This is a genomic window from Trinickia sp. HAY1-2D (assembly GCF_056754935.1).
In genome coordinates, this window is the sequence record NZ_JBPGWX010000002.1 from 197,905 (window position 1) to 214,109 (window position 16,205).

16 protein-coding genes, 1 tRNA gene and 1 pseudogene are annotated in these 16,205 nt (G+C 62.7%); 11 read left to right on the plus strand and 7 right to left on the minus strand.

What is annotated here, in order from left to right; genetic code table 11:
* Positions 1-270: 270 nt before the first annotated feature.
* Together ACR9ZC_RS07850 and ACR9ZC_RS07855 are read left to right on the plus strand one after the other, a co-directional pair.
* Positions 271-1,359, plus strand: a complete 1,089-nt coding sequence (locus ACR9ZC_RS07850; RefSeq protein ID WP_481579880.1) for an NAD(P)H-dependent flavin oxidoreductase — start codon at positions 271-273, stop codon at positions 1,357-1,359.
* 495 nt (positions 1,360-1,854) lie between these two features.
* Entirely contained in the window at positions 1,855-3,003 is a 1,149-nt protein-coding gene (locus ACR9ZC_RS07855) for a branched-chain amino acid ABC transporter substrate-binding protein (RefSeq protein ID WP_331570038.1), read from the plus strand.
* A gap of 236 nt (positions 3,004-3,239) precedes the next feature.
* On the opposite strand, the gene ACR9ZC_RS07860 is transcribed toward ACR9ZC_RS07855, so the two are convergent.
* On the minus strand, positions 3,240-4,448 hold the full coding sequence (locus ACR9ZC_RS07860; RefSeq protein ID WP_481579881.1) for an MFS transporter: 1,209 nt from the start codon (positions 4,446-4,448) through the stop codon (positions 3,240-3,242).
* A gap of 217 nt (positions 4,449-4,665) precedes the next feature.
* Here ACR9ZC_RS07860 and ACR9ZC_RS07865 point away from each other — a divergent pair, with 217 nt between their 5' ends.
* From ACR9ZC_RS07865 to ACR9ZC_RS07875, 3 genes are all read left to right on the plus strand, one after another.
* Positions 4,666-5,334 (plus strand): HugZ family pyridoxamine 5'-phosphate oxidase, encoded by a 669-nt coding sequence (locus ACR9ZC_RS07865; protein ID WP_481579882.1) that lies wholly within the window; start codon positions 4,666-4,668, stop codon positions 5,332-5,334.
* A 385-nt stretch (positions 5,335-5,719) separates the two neighbouring features.
* Positions 5,720-6,013: an H-NS histone family protein gene (locus ACR9ZC_RS07870; RefSeq protein ID WP_173256033.1), complete on the plus strand. Its 294-nt coding sequence runs from the start codon at positions 5,720-5,722 to the stop codon at positions 6,011-6,013.
* Between the two features lie 307 nt (positions 6,014-6,320).
* Positions 6,321-7,505, plus strand: a complete 1,185-nt coding sequence (locus ACR9ZC_RS07875) for a cation diffusion facilitator family transporter (RefSeq protein ID WP_481579883.1) — start codon at positions 6,321-6,323, stop codon at positions 7,503-7,505.
* 85 nt (positions 7,506-7,590) lie between these two features.
* On the opposite strand, the gene ACR9ZC_RS07880 is transcribed toward ACR9ZC_RS07875, so the two are convergent.
* The 3 genes from ACR9ZC_RS07880 to ACR9ZC_RS07890 all read right to left on the minus strand — a co-directional run bounded on the left by ACR9ZC_RS07880 (position 7,591) and on the right by ACR9ZC_RS07890 (position 9,426).
* Positions 7,591-8,049 (minus strand): Lrp/AsnC family transcriptional regulator, encoded by a 459-nt coding sequence (locus tag ACR9ZC_RS07880; protein WP_173256003.1) that lies wholly within the window; start codon positions 8,047-8,049, stop codon positions 7,591-7,593.
* Positions 8,050-8,140: 91 nt separating this feature from the next.
* Entirely contained in the window at positions 8,141-8,785 is a 645-nt protein-coding gene (locus tag ACR9ZC_RS07885) for a 3'-5' exonuclease family protein (RefSeq protein WP_481579884.1), read from the minus strand.
* Entirely contained in the window at positions 8,782-9,426 is a 645-nt protein-coding gene (locus ACR9ZC_RS07890) for an MBL fold metallo-hydrolase (RefSeq protein ID WP_481582620.1), read from the minus strand. Before ACR9ZC_RS07890 ends, ACR9ZC_RS07885 begins: the two co-directional genes overlap by 4 nt.
* A 686-nt stretch (positions 9,427-10,112) precedes the next feature.
* Here ACR9ZC_RS07890 and ACR9ZC_RS07895 point away from each other — a divergent pair.
* The gene (locus ACR9ZC_RS07895) at positions 10,113-10,733 is read left to right on the plus strand and encodes a septal ring lytic transglycosylase RlpA family protein (RefSeq protein WP_481579885.1); all 621 of its coding nucleotides are present in this window, start codon (positions 10,113-10,115) and stop codon (positions 10,731-10,733) included.
* Between the two features lie 80 nt (positions 10,734-10,813).
* On the opposite strand, the gene rsmI is transcribed toward ACR9ZC_RS07895, so the two are convergent.
* Positions 10,814-11,692: a 16S rRNA (cytidine(1402)-2'-O)-methyltransferase gene (gene rsmI / locus ACR9ZC_RS07900; RefSeq protein ID WP_481579886.1), complete on the minus strand. Its 879-nt coding sequence runs from the start codon at positions 11,690-11,692 to the stop codon at positions 10,814-10,816.
* On the opposite strand from rsmI, the gene ACR9ZC_RS07905 reads away from it, so the two are divergent.
* The 5 genes from ACR9ZC_RS07905 (at position 11,691) to ACR9ZC_RS07925 (ending at position 14,161) form a co-directional block, all read left to right on the plus strand.
* Positions 11,691-12,155: a YraN family protein gene (locus tag ACR9ZC_RS07905; protein ID WP_481579887.1), complete on the plus strand. Its 465-nt coding sequence runs from the start codon at positions 11,691-11,693 to the stop codon at positions 12,153-12,155. The two genes, rsmI and ACR9ZC_RS07905, sit on opposite strands and share 2 nt — an antisense overlap.
* Before the next feature lie 93 nt (positions 12,156-12,248).
* Complete coding sequence (locus tag ACR9ZC_RS07910) at positions 12,249-12,839, plus strand: SIS domain-containing protein (protein ID WP_481579888.1); 591 nt, start codon at positions 12,249-12,251, stop codon at positions 12,837-12,839.
* A gap of 25 nt (positions 12,840-12,864) precedes the next feature.
* On the plus strand, positions 12,865-13,665 hold the full coding sequence (locus ACR9ZC_RS07915) for a BON domain-containing protein (RefSeq protein WP_481579889.1): 801 nt from the start codon (positions 12,865-12,867) through the stop codon (positions 13,663-13,665).
* Positions 13,662-14,006: a c-type cytochrome gene (locus ACR9ZC_RS07920; protein ID WP_481579890.1), complete on the plus strand. Its 345-nt coding sequence runs from the start codon at positions 13,662-13,664 to the stop codon at positions 14,004-14,006. Before ACR9ZC_RS07915 ends, ACR9ZC_RS07920 begins: the two co-directional genes overlap by 4 nt.
* A 79-nt stretch (positions 14,007-14,085) precedes the next feature.
* Positions 14,086-14,161, plus strand: a tRNA-Ala gene (locus ACR9ZC_RS07925).
* 439 nt (positions 14,162-14,600) lie between these two features.
* Here the strand turns inward: ACR9ZC_RS07925 and ACR9ZC_RS07930 are convergent.
* Positions 14,601-14,965 (minus strand): annotated as a pseudogene (locus tag ACR9ZC_RS07930) (transposase); the annotation flags it as partial.
* A 116-nt stretch (positions 14,966-15,081) separates the two neighbouring features.
* Entirely contained in the window at positions 15,082-15,801 is a 720-nt protein-coding gene (locus ACR9ZC_RS07935) for an HNH endonuclease (RefSeq protein WP_481579891.1), read from the minus strand.
* Between the last annotated feature and the right edge of the window lie 404 nt (positions 15,802-16,205).

Sequence of the window (16,205 nt, forward strand, 5' to 3'; positions counted from 1 at the left end):
CGTCCGGCTGCACCCAACCGGAGACGCTGCGCCGCCAGAGTTTGTCACTATTCGCCGCGGCTTGCCGAAAGCCGCGCCGCGCAGTCACCGGTCGCCGCGGTGTTCACCGCAGTGTTCACCGCAGTGCTCACCATAGGCCGCCGATCGTTCTTGCCTTTGGATCGAATCGATCTCGATTATTCATTTTTCGGGAAGGCCGTGCGCGCGTAGAGTAAGCGCGTAGCGTCCGCCAGAGGTCATGACGGCCATGAAACGAAAGGGGAATCGACCATGAGTACGCCGCGTTATCCGTCCGCGCTTGCCGAGCGTCTCGATTTGCGCTTGCCTGTGGTCCAGGCGCCGATGGCGGGTGCCTCGAATCCCGCGTTCGTCGCGGCGGCCTGCAATGCGGGGGCGCTCGGCAGTCTCGGCGCATCGGGCATGTCGCCCGACAAACTCGCGGCGGCCGTCGCCGAGATTCGCGCGGCGACTTCGCGGCCCTTCGCCGTGAACCTGTTCGTGCTGCAGCCCGCCTCGCCCGACGAAGCCACGGTGCGGCGCGCGCTCGAAGGCATCGATCCGTTGCGTGCCGAGCTCGGACTGCCACCCGGGCATGCGCTCGATCGTTATGCGCCCGATTTTCGCGCGCAATTAGAGACATTGATCGAATTGCGCGTGCCCGTCGCGAGCTTCACGTTCGATGTGCTGAGCGCGGCCGACGTCGCGCGGTTGAGAGCCGCGGGCAGCTATGTGATCGGCACCGCGACGCACGTCGCGGAAGGCGTTGCCTGGCGCGATGTGGGGGCCGACGCGGTGGCCGCGCAAGGCGGCGAAGCCGGCGGCCATCGCGGCACGTTCATCGGTGCCTTCGAGGATGCGCTCGTCGGCACGATGGCGCTCGTGCCGCAGCTCGTCGATGCGCTCGGCGACGTACCCGTATTGGCGGCCGGCGGCATCATGGACGGACGCGGCATCGAGGCCGCGCTTGCGCTCGGCGCCCAGGCCGCGCAGATCGGAACCGCCTTTCTGACCTGCGCCGAATGTCCGATTCCGCAGGCATGGAAGGCACGGATCCTCGAAAGCGAAGACACCTCGAGCACGGTGACGCGCGCCATCTCGGGCCGCCATGCGCGCGGTATACGGAACGGTTTGATGAGCCGGCTCGGCGCGGTGGCGGAACGCATCGCTCCGTATCCCGTGCAGAACGCGCTGACGCAAGAGCTGCGTCAGGCAGCCGGCCGCGCCGGGCAAAGCGATTATTTGTCCCTGTGGTCTGGCCAGGGTGCGGCGCTTGCGCGCAGACGCCGCGCCGGGCTTACGGTGGGCGAGCTCGTCGATGCGCTCGAAGCCGAATGGCTTGCCGCCAGCCGCCGGCATTGAGCGGCGTAACGGTGCAACGGCGTAACGGTGCAACGGCCGCGTAAAAGCGGCTTACCGATGGCAAACCGATAGTGAAAGGATGCGTTGAGCATCGCATCGGCGGATGTCATCGGATTGCCGCATTCGGGTTATCCGCATCGCACATACGGCATATTGGCTTTGAAAGAAAACGATTGCCATCGAGAGTCTATACGCGTAAAACCCGCACTGGCGCTGCGTTAGCGGCGGGTGTATACCGATAGCGCACGCATAGTCCGGCGACCGACTATTAGTAGTCGTCCCGATTCTCAAAAAAATCCCCAACTTTAATTTGTTGCCCTACACTTGCGCGCAGCACGAGGCGTGGCTTGTCACGAACTGGCCGGCTCGCGTGCCAGACCAAGTGCATGACGATGCATTCCGGTGTTCTCGCTCCTCGGATCGATCGACACGATATAAGACGAAGGCGGGGTACGGGCGGGGATGCCGTTTTTGGGACCGAAACTGGAGACTTACATGAAAAGCAAGATGCAAAAGGTGTTGCCGATCAGCGCGGCGGCGATGTTGTTCGCCGCGATGGCAACGGGCGCAGTGGCGGACGAGGTCGTCAAGATCGGTCACGTCGCTCCGCTGACGGGCCAGATCGCCCACCTCGGCAAGGACAATGAGAATGGCGCGCGCCTTGCCGTCGAAGAGATCAACGCCAAGGGCCTCACGATCGGCGGCCAGAAGATCACGCTCCAGCTCGATGCGCAAGACGATGCGGCCGACCCGCGTCAGGCCACCCAAGTGGCACAAAAGCTCGTCGACGACAAGGTTGTCGCGGTCGTGGGCCACTTGAACTCGGGTACCTCGATCCCGGCGTCGAAGATCTACAGCGACGCAGGCATCGTGCAGATTTCGCCGTCGGCGACGAACCCGCAGTACACGCTGCAGGGCTTCAAGACGACGTACCGTGTGGTGGCGACGGACGCTCAGCAAGGTCCGGCGTTGGCCAACTACGCGCATGACCAGCTCAAGCTGAAGAAGGTTGCCGTCGTCGACGACGCCACCGCATATGGCCAGGGTCTCGCGAACGAGTTCGAGAAGAAGGCGAAGGCGCTCGGCATGACCGTCGTTTCGCACGATGCGACGAACGACAAGGCAACGGACTTCCGCGCCATTCTGACGAAGATCAAGGGTGAGAACCCCGACGCGATCATGTACGGCGGCATGGATGCCACCGGTGGCCCGTTCGCCAAGCAGGCGAAGCAGCTCGGTCTGCGCGCGAAGATTCTGGCGGGCGACGGTGTCTGTACCGACCAGCTCGCGCAACTCGCCGGCGACGCGACGAGCAACGTCGTGTGCTCGGAAGCAGGCCGTTCGCTCGAGAAGATGGGCAAGGCCGGCGAAGAGTTCCAGGCCAAGTTCCAGAAGCGCTTCGGTGTGCCGATCCAGATTTACGCGCCGTTCACGTATGACGCCGTGTACATCATCGTCGATGCGATGAAGCGTGCGAACTCGACCGATCCGGCGAAGATCCTCGCCGCGATGCCGTCCACCGACTACAAGGGTGTGATCGGCGAAACGACGTTCGATTCGCATGGCGACCTCAAGCATGGCGTGATCTCGCTGTACCACTACAAGGATGGCAAGAAGACGCTGCTGAACGAAGTGGCGATGTAATCGACGCCATTGCCGTGCGCTGACGGGCCGCTCCAGGGGGCCCGGGCAGTAGCTACAAGAAAGCGCGTGCCGCTCTCGCGGCCACGCGCTTTTTTTTACGGCCACAGTTAGCGCTTCAGCGCTTACTGAGGCCCAATGCAGAGCAACGGCCACAGTTAGCGCTTCAGCGCTTACTGAGGCCCAATGCAGAGCAACGACCGCAGTTGGCGCTGTAGCGCCTTACCGCGATCTCGCGCTTAGATTCCCAGCCGTTTCAACACCTTCGGTCCGATCAACGCCACGAGCGCGGCACAGACGGCGACGACCGCGAGACCGATAGACAGGTTCGTCGCCTGCGCCACGCCGCCGATCAGCACGGGACCGACGAGCAATCCCACGTAGGCGATGCCCGCGACATGGGCGAGTCCTTCGGCCGAATGAATGCCTTTGACGCGCATCGCCGCGGCAAAGAGCACCGGCATCATGTTCGCCAGGCCGAGCCCCATCAATGCGAATCCCGCGAGCGCGGTCACGGTGAACGGCAGCACGAGCGCGCCGATCATGCCGGCACAGGCGACCGACGCGCTCACGAGGACGAGTTGCACCGCGCCGAATCGGGCTCTGACGGCGTCGCCCGCGAACCGGCCCGCCGCCATCGCCCCTGAAAACGCCGCATAGCCCGCGCTGGCCGAGGCCGGCGTCGCACCGACGACATCGCGCATATAGACGGTGGCCCAGTCGTACATCGCCCCTTCGGCGACGAGCGCGATCAAGGCGACGATGCCGAGCGCCCAAAGTGCGGGCGTGCGCCAGCGGTTGCCGCGCGAATGCTTCGTTTGCGGGTGATCCTGAAGGGCGACGTGCGGCAACGTCCACGGCGACGCCGCGAGGAGCATAGCCGTGCCGGCGAGCGCTGCGAGCGCGAGGTGCAGCGCCGGCGCCATGCCGGCGGCGAGCAGTGCGCCGCCGCCCGCGGCGCCGGCCATCCCGCCGATGCTGAACATGCCGTGCAGCGACGACATGATGGGCCGGCCCAGAGCGGTCTCGACGGCGCTCGCTTCGGCGTTGATGGCCACATCGAGCGTGGCCATGCCGGCGCCGAACAGCGCCAGCACCGGCAGCAGCAGCCAGTAGGACGGCACGACGAGGATCAGCGCGGTACATGCCGACATGAGCAGGCCGCCCGCCAGGCAGGCGCGCCGCGTGCCGACGCGCGCTATCCACGCTCCGTTGACGACCATCGTGGCGATCGAGCCGCCCGTCAGCGAAAAGAGCGCGACCGAGAGCCAGGCTGCGTCGAGGTGGAATTTGTCGCGCACGGTCGGGACGTGAATGCCCCACGACGCGTAGACCATGCCCGCGAAGAAGAACAGCACCATCGTTGCATAGCGTGCACGCTCGCGCGCGGCGACGGGCAACTCGCGGTGCGCGGCGGGAGGCAAGGGGGATTCGGACGTGTCGGACACGGTCGGGTAGGCAGAATGTGGGAAAGCGCGGCCATCGCCCACGCACTGCAATAAATGTCGGGCGAAATGCGCTGCGAGCCGCTAGGATGAAAGCCGAACGGAAGATTCTAGCCGAGCGCGTCGTGGCTTGCCCGGGGCCGGGCCTTCGGCTGGGTCCGCGGACTCGACCTGTAGCCGACAAAGACGCTCGAGCACCAATTACCAGGGGAACACCTCGATGAACATTCCAGCTCATGCGCCGTTACATTTGCTGCACCGAATGCCGGTGGGCACGCTGGCCACGCATTCCCGCGAACCCGACGGTTTTCCTTTTCCGACCATGTTGCCGTTCGCGACCGATGCGCGGCATCGCCCCACGATTCTCGTGAGCCGGCTCGCCGAGCACACGCGCAACCTGCAACTCGATACGCGCGCCGGCTTTCTCGTCGTCGAGGCGCCCAACGAAGCCGTGTTCGACGGTGCGCGCGTCACGCTGATCGGGCGGTTCGCGCCGGTCACGGCCGACGAGGCTAACGCCGTCGCGCGCCGGTATTTGCGCTATCACCCGGCTGCGGAGCGCTATCTGGGACTGGGTGATTTCTCATTTCTCGCGATGGACGTCGAACGGCTCCGATTCATAGGCGGATTTGGCGCAATGGGCTGGTTGAACGGCGACGAGCTCGACCCGCTCGATCCCCTTTCGGACGAAGACGAAATGTTCCTGACGCGGAAATTCGAGGCTGATGTAAAACGCACATCGAACTTCGAATTGGCCGGTATCGATCGCTATGGCGCCGATTTGAAAGTTGCCGGCGAGCGCCGGCGCGTAATCTTCGATGCGCCCAAAACGACGCTCGAAGAACTCGAACAGACGCTTGTCGAGCGCCTCCGCGAAAGCATCGATTAGTCGCGGGGGCGCGCAGCCGAAGCGCCTCGCGCCGTTGCGGAGCTTGCATGGCGGGCTCGCGGTTCGCCGCAAACTGTCATCCGATGAAACGTTTTTAATGAGATAGCGGGCAGAGGTTTCATCTGCGGAGAGATATCGATGGCGTGCAGCGGCGCTGACTGAAAATGATCAAGTGAAACCCCTATTGGGTAAATCCCTCATCAATGTGCGGGGGCGCAATGTATGAAAGAAAAAGGAAAGCGCAGATTTCAAAAATTGGGTTTTTTGGGCTTTTCCCGGGGATGATTTTTGTGCTAATCTCGCCACGAAATATCCGAGGCACAACGTATTGAGATGGCTAACCGGCGTGAGATCGGTGTCATTTACTGAAACCACAAGGGAAAGTATGTCTTCTTACAAGGAACTTCTCGCACAACGCGAAAAGCTGGAGAAGCAGATCGAAGAAGCCAAGGCGCGTGAATACGCCGAAGTGTTGAACGAGATCAAGCAGAAAATGGCCGACTACGGCATTACGCTCGCCGAGCTCGGCGGCCGTAAGCAAGGCAAGGTTGGACGTCCGCGCGCAGGCGTTGCGCCCAAGTATCGCGATCCTGAGACCGGGAGTACCTGGTCGGGCCGTGGCAAGCCGCCGCGCTGGATCGCGGGCCAGAATCGTGAAGAATTCCTTATTCAGAAGTAAGGTAATCCTGAATCGAAGCCAATTGGGGCGGCTTTCAAAAGCCGCCTCGGGCGAACAGAAAGCCGCGCACCCAAGAGGATGCGCGGCTTTTTATTCGTCTAACGATTGTTCGCGGTAAGCCGACTTCGGAAGCGGCATGAATAAACATGCGGCGGCGACCACTGCACGGGTTCCCTCGCGAAACACGAATGGTTTGCGTTCTCATAACCAACTGATTTAAAAGCGAATTTCGGTTCGAGTACAGCATTTCCGCAAGCGGCTTGATAGAATCGGGGTGATTGCCGACTGTCATTTCAACCGTTAGCCGATGCACGCTCACATCGACGTCGAACCCGGCGTAAAACATGCCGTCGCACGCAAGACCACCTATGCGAGCGTCGCGCTGAATCTTCTCCTGATGACGCTGCAAATCGCGGTCGGGCTGGTGGCGCATTCCCAAGCGCTCGTGGCCGACGGCGTGCATTCGCTCGCGGATCTTATTTCGGACTTCATCGTGCTCGTGGCCAACCGGGCGAGCGCCGAGAAACCCGATGCCGATCACAACTACGGACACGGGCGCTATGAAACGGTTGCCTCACTGTTCCTCGGTGGGCTGCTGGTGGCGGTGGGAGTGGGCATGCTCTGGCGCGCCGGCACGCGGTTGGCCGATCTCGAGAACATACCGCCCGTGCATATCAGCGCGCTGGCCGTGGCCGTGCTCGTGCTGTTTTCGAAGGAGGCGCTCTTCCGATACATGCTGCGCGAGGCCGAGCGCGTGCGTTCGGCGATGTTGATCGCGAACGCATGGCATGCGCGCTCCGATGCGGCGTCGTCGCTCGTCGTCGCGCTCGGTATCGGCGGGAGTCTCGCGGGCGTGCGGTTGCTCGACCCGATCGCCGCGGCGATCGTCGGCTTTCTCGTCGCGCGCATGGGGTGGGTGTTCGGCTGGAACGCGCTGCAGGATTTGTCCGATCGAGCGCTCGACGAAACCTCCACGGCCGATATCCGCAAGCTGCTGATGACCACGCCGGGCGTGCGCGACGTGCATGAATTGCGCACGCGCAAGATGGGCGACTTCGCCCTCGTCGACGCGCATATCCTCGTCGATCCGCTGATCTCGGTTTCCGAAGGCCATTACATCGCCGAGTCGGCGCGGGCGCGGGCGCTGACGGACAAGCGCATCATCGACGCGCTGATTCACGTCGACCCGGAAAACGATGCCGTGAGCCGCTCCACGACGCGCCTGCCGACACGTGCGGCCGTGGTGGCGCTGGTCGATGCGGAGCTGGCCAAACATGGGCTGCGTGCGGCAGGGCTGAACGTGCACTATCTGAGCACGGGGCTCGATGTCGATATCACGCTGGCTGCCGATGCACTCGCGGACCGCGAGCACGACGAGGATCTCGCGAAACGGCTCGACCTCAGCGAGCTGCAGGCGCGGCTTGGGGCGCGCCGCATCACGGTCCAGCGACGCGTCGAGAGCGCGTCGACATCGCCTGCCCGACACGCATGAGGGATAGGGGCGGCGGGCGGCGGTGGGCTTGCGCAGTGCGAGCCCAGTACCAGAGCGCCGCTCGGGATCGCGGCGCTTGGACCGCTTAGAGCGGCAGTTGCGTATCGAACTTGATCTCGCGTAGCACGACGCTCGTACGCACTTGAGCGACTGCCGGAATTTTGAAGATCCGGTCGTGCAGGAAGGCGTCGTAGGCCTTGATATCGGCCGCCACGATTTTCAGGATGTAGTCCGATTCTCCGGTGGTGCTATAGCACTCGGTGACTTCGGGACAGGTGGCGATTTCGCGTTCGAACTGTTCGACGCCGCCTTCCGTGTGGCGCGTGAGATGGATGTGGGCGAGGGCGCAGACGTGCAGGCCGAGCTTCTCGCGGTCCAGCAGCGCCGTGTAGCGCTGGATGATGCCGGACTGCTCCATGTCCTTGATGCGTCGCCAACAAGGCGTACTGGAGAGCCCGACCTGGTCCGAGATCTCCTGCACGGAGCGGCGTGCATCGAGCTGCAGCAGGCGCAGTATTTTTTGAGAGAAGGTATCGAGCGTCATCCGCGCCTCCGAGTTCGGCCGCCACATTCTGGGATGGTAGTGGCGCACGAAACAAAAGGCAATCGAATGAACGGAAACTGAGGGAGATTACCTAATTTGGCGGGCTCTCGGTATCGTTTTGTGCTGCGGCGGTGACCGCGGCCTCGTCGGCTTTCGATGCCGCGAGCGGCGCGGCCTTCTGCCACGCGCGCAGGTCGGTCAGCATGTTGCAAAAGAGCGCGCCTTGCTCGATGGCGTCGTCGAGCGCCACGTGTGTATGGGGATGATCGTCGAACCAGTGCTTCGGCATGCGCGGCTTGATGCACTTGCGATAGGGCAAGCCCGTCATCGCGAAGGCCAGCGTCTTGATGTCGAGCGCCGACCATGAAAACGGACAGCGGCCGGCAAAGCGCATCATGTACCAGAACATGAACGTGAAATCGAAGCCGGCCGGCATGCCGACGAAGACCGGTTTGCCCGGCAACGCTTCGACCCATTCGACATAGGCCGGCAGCGCTTCCTCGGGGCGGCGCAGATCGCGGCGGCAGGCTTCCCACGCCTCGCGCTGTGTCTTCCACCAGGCCGCTTGGACCGGATGAGCAGCGGCGCCGGGCAGCGTTTCGAGGTTTGCCGAGAACGTGGCGACCAACTGCTTGTCGGGCGTATAGGCGGCCGAGGCGAAGCTGAGCATCGAATGCGGGCCGGGGATCGGTCCATCCGCTTCGATATCGGTACTGACATAGATTTCTGACGTCACGCGCTGACTCCGTCGGCGACATAAGGGTTCGAGCGCCGCTCCTCGCCGAACGTCGAGGTGGGCCCGTGGCCGGGGACGAACGTGATGTCGTCGCCGAGCGGCCAGAGTTTCGTGCGAATCGACCGGATCAGGTCGGCATGATTGCCGCGCGGAAAATCCGTGCGGCCGATCGAGCCCGCGAACAGCACGTCGCCCACGAACGCGATGCGATGCTTCGTGCTGACGAAGACGATATGCCCTGGCGTATGGCCCGGGCAGTGATAGACGTCGAGCGTTTCCTCGCCGAAGCTGACCGTGTCCCCATCCGTGAGCCAACGATCCGGCTCGAACGGCTCGGCCGGCGGAAAGCCGAAGCGCGCGCTTTGCGCCGCGAGCTGATCGAGCCAGAAGCGCTCGTCCACCTGCGGGCCTTCGATCGGCACGCCATGGTTCGTCGCAAGCGTCTTGGCCGCGCCGCAATGGTCGAGGTGGCCGTGCGTGAGGAACACCTTTTCGAGCGTCACGCCTTCTTTCGTGAGCGCGCGCTCGATCAGGTCGATGTCGCCGCCCGGGTCCACGGCGGCGGCGCGTCGCGTCGCCTCGCAGATGAGGATCGAGCAGTTCTGCTGAAACGGCGTGACGGGGATGACGAAGACCTTCATAGGGGCGACAAGCGCGGCGCGCAGCATCGCTGCAGGCAGCCGGAGGAAACCGAAAGCGCTCATTGTACCGGCCGGACCCGCTTCACGCCGGTTGGCCGAACGGCCAGGTCGCAAACCTCGAATGCAATGCGCATTGTTACGATCATAGGAAGAATCAATCAGGGCAGGTATTCGGGATGCTCGATTCCCCGCGGTTTTTGGTACAATACCTTTCACATGGCGCGGTCCGTCCGCGCTGCCTTTTATTGATCGGTCCCATTTCCATGTTCCGCGGGCCGATCGCTCTCAATGCGAAGCCGTCAATGTAGCGGCTTCGATCTGTATCGGCATTGTTCGATGCACACGTCTTGACCGGCCAGGCGCTACGCGTCTGCCGCAGCCAACAGGTTGCATAGCCGGTCAGGCCAACGCCGCCGTTCCTCGCGTCAGTCGACGCGCCAGAACGTGCAAGTCATGTTCGACGACGACGGCGTGTGGGGTCTGGTCAAGCTGTTGGGGACAGTTGCGCCAGACGTGAATACCAACCGGGCAACTTGCGGCCGAGTGTGGCCGCACCCGAGCGCCAGTCCGCGCACCGTTTGCATTCGTGCTTTCGGTGGTGCGCGTGTTGGCGTCCGGATGCCCGAGCCGCTTCGCGAAGGGATGTTTCGACGCGTTGCGGCTCGACACTGTGGCATGCACGTCATATGAACATCAATCGATTCCGCCGATGGCTGGGTACCGTTTCCGTCGTCGCCGTAGGGTTGCTCGCGGGTTGTGCCGCGCAGCCAACGCAAACCAGCAATGCAAGTGCCAACGGTGCACGGCTCGCGACACGCGCGGGCGCACCGATGGGTTACGGCGAGGCCTCGGCCCAGCCTCAACCTCAAGCGCCCGATGTGGCGCCGAAGCTCGCCGATGCCAAGCCGCTCGACGAGGACATTCCGGACGTCTCGAACTTCAAGCAGAGCGGGCGCGCCTCGTGGTACGGCAAGCGATTCAATGGCCGCAAGACCGCGAGCGGCGAGCGTTACAACATGCATGCGTTGACGGCCGCGCACAAGACGCTGCCGCTTGCGTCGTATGTCCGCGTGACGAACACGTCGAATCAGAAGTCCGTCGTCGTGAAGATCAACGATCGCGGGCCCTACGTGCGTGGGCGCGTGATCGATCTCTCGTATGCGGCCGCGCGTGAACTCGGCCTGCAAACGGCCGGGACCGCCCGCGTGCAGATTCAGGGGCTCACGCAGGAAGAAGCACAGGCGAGCCGTGCCGAGGTGGTGGCTTCGGCCAGTCCGCAACGGGATATGGTGCCGGCGCATCCTTGATTTGATGCGCGCTTGAGCGTTGGTTTGATCGAAGGGCTGCCGAGTGCAGCCCTTCGCCGTTCTTGTCTCTTGTCGGTTTCTCAGTCTTTCTTGAGTTCCAGCGCGCGTGCGTAGAGCGCATGACGCGAGGCCCCCGTGATCGCTGCCGCGACACGGGCCGCGCCGCTCACCGGAATTTCTTCCAGCAGCAGGGCCAGCAGCGCATCGTGCGCGGTGGCGTCGTCGCTGCCTTGCTCCGGCGTCGCTCCTTCCACGACCAACACGAACTCTCCACGTTGGCGATTTGCGTCTTGCGCGAGCCACGTTGGCCCTTCGGCCAAGGTGCAGACGTGAAGCGACTCATGTAGCTTCGTCAATTCGCGTGCGATCAGGATGCGGCGCGCGCCGCCGAATGCGTCGGCGAGCGCCTGGACCGTTTCGCCGATGCGATGTGGGGCTTCGTAGAACACCATCGCGCGCGTTTGGTTGACGAGCGGCTGCAGGAACGCTGCGCGTTGCTTCGCCTTGGACGGCATGAAGCCGAGGAATGTGAACGTTGCGGCCCAATCGCCGGCGACTGAGAGGGCCGTTGTAATGGCGCTTGCGCCTGGCAGCGGCACGACACCGAAGCCTGCCTCTCGCACCGCTTCGACGAGTTTTGCGCCCGGGTCCGAGATGCCCGGTGTGCCGGCGTCCGAGACGTAGGCGATGCGCTCGCCCGCGCGCAGGTGTTCGACGATGCGTTCGGCCGATGCGCGCTCATTGTGTTCGTGGACCGCGACGAGCGGCTTGCTTATGCCGTAGAGGCCCAGCAACTGTGCTGTATTGCGCGTGTCTTCGGCCGCGATGCGATCGACGAGGCCGAGCAGATGCAGCGCGCGCAACGTGATATCGGCGGCGTTGCCGATTGGCGTCGCAACGACGTAAAGCGTCGCCGCCGGGTACTGCTGGCGTTGCGCGAGTTCGAGGAGGTCGGACATGAAACGAAGGGCGCTGCCGTGCGAAGCGAGGCCGCCATTGTGCCACGGGGTGGGCGATGAACGCCGTGCGGTAACGGGGCCGCCCGACAACTTTTGCGGGCGAGCTCAGTCGAAGAGGCTTGGCAGCGTATTCGAAGGGTTTGCGCTCGAGTACTTGCAGCGTCAGCGGCTGCGTTTCGTCGCGCGCAATGTCACGTGTCGAGGCGGAGAGATCGACCTTGTGATGCGCGAGCCCGACGGCGTGCTGGTTTTCGTCGAAGTGCGCGCTCGGGCGGGCAGCCGTTATGGCGGTGCCGTGGCGAGTGTGGGGCGGGAGAAGCAGCGGCGGATCGTGCGTGCCGCGCAATATTTTCTGTCGAAGCGGGGCGATACGACGAGTGTGTGCCGCTTCGATATCGTCGCGTACGATGGCCGGCGCATCGCCTGGCTGCGCGATGCTTTTCGGGCCGACGGTTTTAGCTAAGGGTGATGTCGAGCGAGTGCGTTAAACTTGCGCGCTGATGCGATGCAATGCGGCAACCGGTGCGCGAAGGCGTGCCGAACAAGTAGAGAACCGATGTCAGTCGAACGGATTCAACAGCATTTCCGCGATAGCGCGGCCCTGCAACTCGAAGCGATGAATGCGCTGGCGATGCCGATTGCGGCCGCAGTCGATACGATGTTTGGCGCGCTCGCGAACGGCAACAAGATTCTGGCGTGCGGCAGTGGCGTTTCGGCCGTGGAGGCGCAGCGTTTTGCTGCGCAGTTGACTGCGCGTTTCGAGCGCGAGCGACCTGGGTTGCCTGCGATTGCGCTGACGGCCGATGCGGCTGTATTGACGGCGCTTGCCGACGAGGACGGCGGTTTCGAGGCCGTGTTTGCGCGGCAGGTTCGTGCATTGGGACATGCCGGCGACATCTTGTTGGCGGTGACCGCGACGGGCGATTCGGCTAACGTGCTGGCTGCCATTGGGGAGGCGCATGAGCGTGAGATGTTCGTGATTGCGCTGACTGGAGCGGGGGGCGGCAAGATTGCCGAGGCGCTGGCCGAGACCGATATTCATTTGTGCGCGCCGACCGAGCGCGTGGCGCGCATCCGCGAAGTGCACTTGACCACCATTCATTGCCTGTGTGACGGCATCGATGCCATGTTGCTTGGCGAAGACTGACCAACGTAGAAGGGAGAGTTCGTTGATGAACGCGAATCGCGTCACGAAGATGCTGGTGCGGGCGATGCTCGCTGCGGGGATGGCGGCGTCGCTGGCCGTGACGTTGCAGGGGTGCGTGCTGGCCGTGGCGGGTGCTGCGGGCGGCGGGGCGTTGATGGCGACGGACAGGCGCACGCTGGGCGCGCAGACCGAGGATCGCGAGATTCAGGTCAAGGCCTATTCGCAGATATCGAGCGATCTTCCCGATGGCTCGCATGTCGATGTGACCGTGTTCAATCGGCGGGTGCTGTTGACGGGCGAGGTGCCGGACGATCGGTCCAAGCAGCTTGCCGAAGCCATCGTGAAGGCGATCAACAATGTCGATGCCGTGATCAATGAGCTTGCGGTCGCGCCGAAGAGTGACTTCACGGATCGCGCTAATGATTCCTATCTGGTTGCGCGCGTGAAGACGGCGTTGATTCAGGAGAAGGGGATTTCGGCGAATGACTTCAAGGTCGTCAGCGAGCGCGGGAATATCTATCTGATGGGGCTCGTGACGCAGGCTGAGGGGAACCTCGGTGCCGATGTGACTAGCCGGGTGCCTGGGGTCATGAAGGTTGTGAAGGTGTTTCAGTATATTCAGCCCGGGGAGCAGCCGGCAGTGGCGGCTGCGGCGCCGGCGGCTAGTGCGCCGAGTTCGGCCCAGTCGGCGGCTGCGGAGCCGACGGTCGGGGCGGTGCCGAGTTCGGCTATTACCGCGCAGCCGTTGCAGCAGCAAGCGCCCGCGCCTGTGGCGGATTCGACGCAGGTCCGGCCGGGGAGTGCTAAGAAGGGTGCTGGGCAGTGAGGGTGGGGTTCGTCGCGGGTGTTTTGGCTGCTGCTTTGGGGGGCTTTGTGCAGGGGGCGGTGGCTGCCGATGTGCCGACGGGGCTTGTTGTTGCGCGTAGTAATGCTTGTCTCGGGTGTCATATGGTGGACCGCAAGCTCGTTGGGCCCTCGTTTCGGCAAATCGCCGAGAAATATAAAGGCGATCCGCAGGCTGTGGCCAAGCTTTCCCAGAAGGTCAGGGATGGTGGGTCCGGGGTTTGGGGTGTTATCCCCATGCCTTCGCATCCCAGGATGAGGGATGAGGAAATTCAGACGGTTGTGAAGTGGGTGCTGGCTGGGGCGCCTGAGGGGGCTAAGTAGTGGTTGGCCCGAGGCTGCGGGTGCGTCCGCCGGCGGCACTTGCCTCCCCAGTTCCTTGTGCTAGAATCTTCGCTTCGTTGGGGCGGTAGCTCAGCTGGGAGAGCGTCGCGTTCGCAATGCGAAGGTCGGGAGTTCGATCCTCCTCCGCTCCACCAACGACATCTGAAAAACCGGCCAATTGGCCGGTTTTTCGTTTTGGGGCTGGCGTGTCTCAATTCGAGAAGGTTGCGCGGGCGAGAGAAAATTGCCGCGAATGACTTCGACTTGGGCGGATCGCGTTATGTCGATGAGGCAGGAGCAGAGCCGGATCTGGACTTGACCGCATCTCCGGATGCAACGCACTGGTCGAGCTGGCGAGCCCTGAGAGCAAAGGGAAACGGCCGCATAAGCGGCCGTCCCTCTTTTGCGTCTTGGAGCCTAACGTCCGTCCGAAGAGAGAGCTGCCAAGCCATGGAGTCCAAGCGCTTACGGGCGAATGATAACGCGTCTGGCTCAGCTGATCAAACGGAGACGATGGCGAACTGGTTCATGTCGGACTTCCAGTCGTGAGCGGTACGCCCCCAGTCGGCAGCAATGTTGCGCAGTGCGTCCCCGCAAGAAACCCTGAATCTCGCGCACGGTCATGCCCGGGCGTACATGGCGATGATCTTGTCGTCCACGCCTGTGAAGCGTCGTTCGTGCCCGGGACTCAACAGTGCGGTGGTTCCTCGCTCAGAACGGTCTTGGCGCTCGAGCCGCTGCGCTGATTACTGACAGCGCCCGGCTTGGCAGCACCGGGCGCGTAGCCGAGATGATGACTCATCTCGCCGCCCAGCGCTCGTTCGACCAAAGCCTTCTTCAAGGCCAACGTCGCGGCATTTATCGCTTCGGCCGCCATTGACCCGTTGCCGAATTGTACAAGCAACTCAGCGGGAATGGCCGGCGGTTTCTGTCGGCCTAGTTTTTAGTGCGCGGGGCAAAAGCTCTCCTTGCGAGCAGGTTATGCGTCAAACACGAGCTACCCCTGCTGATGTATCCCGAAAGAACAGGTGATTTTGCTTGCCGGCGCCGGCAGGAACTTCGAATGGTATGTTCATCAGACGCCATAACATAGTGCTTTTCCTTCGGTAACAGTGAGCCACCGCTTTTCGATAGCTATCACCCGATGAAGCAAACGATGACAATTGGCACACAGCAACGCCACCTCAGAGAGGCGCGTGATTCGTGTGCCTGTGTGCGAAAGTGGAATAATGTGATGCGCTTCGAAGTATGCATCGTTAATTTCTTCGTTGGTCGTTAATGAGCGTGCGCCGCACATTTCGCAGAACAACTTCCTGCGGGCGCGCCTCGCCAACAATAGGCGTTCTCGCAACTTTGGCTCCCGCTCGCGGCGCGAATGTAACTCCGAAACGATGCGCCCCTCCACGAACTCGCTGTCGAGCCATGCTGATTCGGCGGATTCCGATGCGGTAACGCTAGCGCGGATTAGATTAGCCAGTGATTTCACAACCGCTGGCGATGCCCCTAACTCAGCCCATATCGTGCGATCTTTTTCCGAAACATTCCCTAACCCTTTACCGGTCGCAACCTGTCGTAAATTCTGGAGCTTGAATGCGACGCCAGCAGGGTTACGGAAGGACTCTTTCTTCGATGCCGCTGCATGATAAGGAAAGCGACGTAACAGTTCAGACAGCGCTTTTACGCGCTCGTCTGAGTCAACCGGAATCTTCCCACTGAGATCGAAGTAGAGATCAAGTGCGAGGATAGTCTCGTCGCGCGTCCAGTTTGGGTTGCCGTGTCCGTGTGTGCGGGCCATGGCTTGGTCTCCCAGGTTGATAATTGTCAGTGATCTCACCGCCGCATCGGACGTACTTTTGCGGCCGATTGCCTCTCCTCGTATAACGACGTGTGAGACAAAACCTTAAATCGGCGCTTTCGTTTGGGAAGGAATGGATGGGGGCGGTGCCGGCCGCGTTAGACGTTCTTAGTAGGCGAAGCAAGTGTCCGCCCGCGGCGGCCCAGACGGCGCGACCGTTGCCGGCCGTGCTCAGGTGAGTGATATAGGGCTTGACGCGTTGTGGGATTGGTGACTTCAGAAGATGGTCTTGCGAAGCGCATCGTTTCGCGATAGACCTCACCATGGAACGCGTGGCCACCGCCCGCTTCAAGCCAAACCAAACCCATTCAGGCTAGATCCGCTTAAAGCTGATTTGCTGCGGT

What these genes read in the sequence shown, in the direction of transcription:
- ACR9ZC_RS07875 (WP_481579883.1), top strand. Translation starts at nt 6,321, where the DNA reads ATGCACGCTCACATCGACGTCGAACCCGGCGTAAAACATGCCGTCGCA.
- ACR9ZC_RS07880 (WP_173256003.1), bottom strand. Translation starts at nt 8,049, where the DNA reads ATGACGCTCGATACCTTCTCTCAAAAAATACTGCGCCTGCTGCAGCTC.
- ACR9ZC_RS07935 (WP_481579891.1), bottom strand. Translation starts at nt 15,801, where the DNA reads ATGGCCCGCACACACGGACACGGCAACCCAAACTGGACGCGCGACGAG.
- rsmI (WP_481579886.1), bottom strand. Translation starts at nt 11,692, where the DNA reads ATGTCCGACCTCCTCGAACTCGCGCAACGCCAGCAGTACCCGGCGGCG.
- ACR9ZC_RS07855 (WP_331570038.1), top strand. Translation starts at nt 1,855, where the DNA reads ATGAAAAGCAAGATGCAAAAGGTGTTGCCGATCAGCGCGGCGGCGATG.
- ACR9ZC_RS07915 (WP_481579889.1), top strand. Translation starts at nt 12,865, where the DNA reads ATGAACGCGAATCGCGTCACGAAGATGCTGGTGCGGGCGATGCTCGCT.
- ACR9ZC_RS07910 (WP_481579888.1), top strand. Translation starts at nt 12,249, where the DNA reads ATGTCAGTCGAACGGATTCAACAGCATTTCCGCGATAGCGCGGCCCTG.
- ACR9ZC_RS07870 (WP_173256033.1), top strand. Translation starts at nt 5,720, where the DNA reads ATGTCTTCTTACAAGGAACTTCTCGCACAACGCGAAAAGCTGGAGAAG.
- ACR9ZC_RS07850 (WP_481579880.1), top strand. Translation starts at nt 271, where the DNA reads ATGAGTACGCCGCGTTATCCGTCCGCGCTTGCCGAGCGTCTCGATTTG.
- ACR9ZC_RS07905 (WP_481579887.1), top strand. Translation starts at nt 11,691, where the DNA reads ATGAAACGAAGGGCGCTGCCGTGCGAAGCGAGGCCGCCATTGTGCCAC.
- ACR9ZC_RS07890 (WP_481582620.1), bottom strand. Translation starts at nt 9,426, where the DNA reads ATGAAGGTCTTCGTCATCCCCGTCACGCCGTTTCAGCAGAACTGCTCG.
- ACR9ZC_RS07895 (WP_481579885.1), top strand. Translation starts at nt 10,113, where the DNA reads ATGAACATCAATCGATTCCGCCGATGGCTGGGTACCGTTTCCGTCGTC.
- ACR9ZC_RS07865 (WP_481579882.1), top strand. Translation starts at nt 4,666, where the DNA reads ATGAACATTCCAGCTCATGCGCCGTTACATTTGCTGCACCGAATGCCG.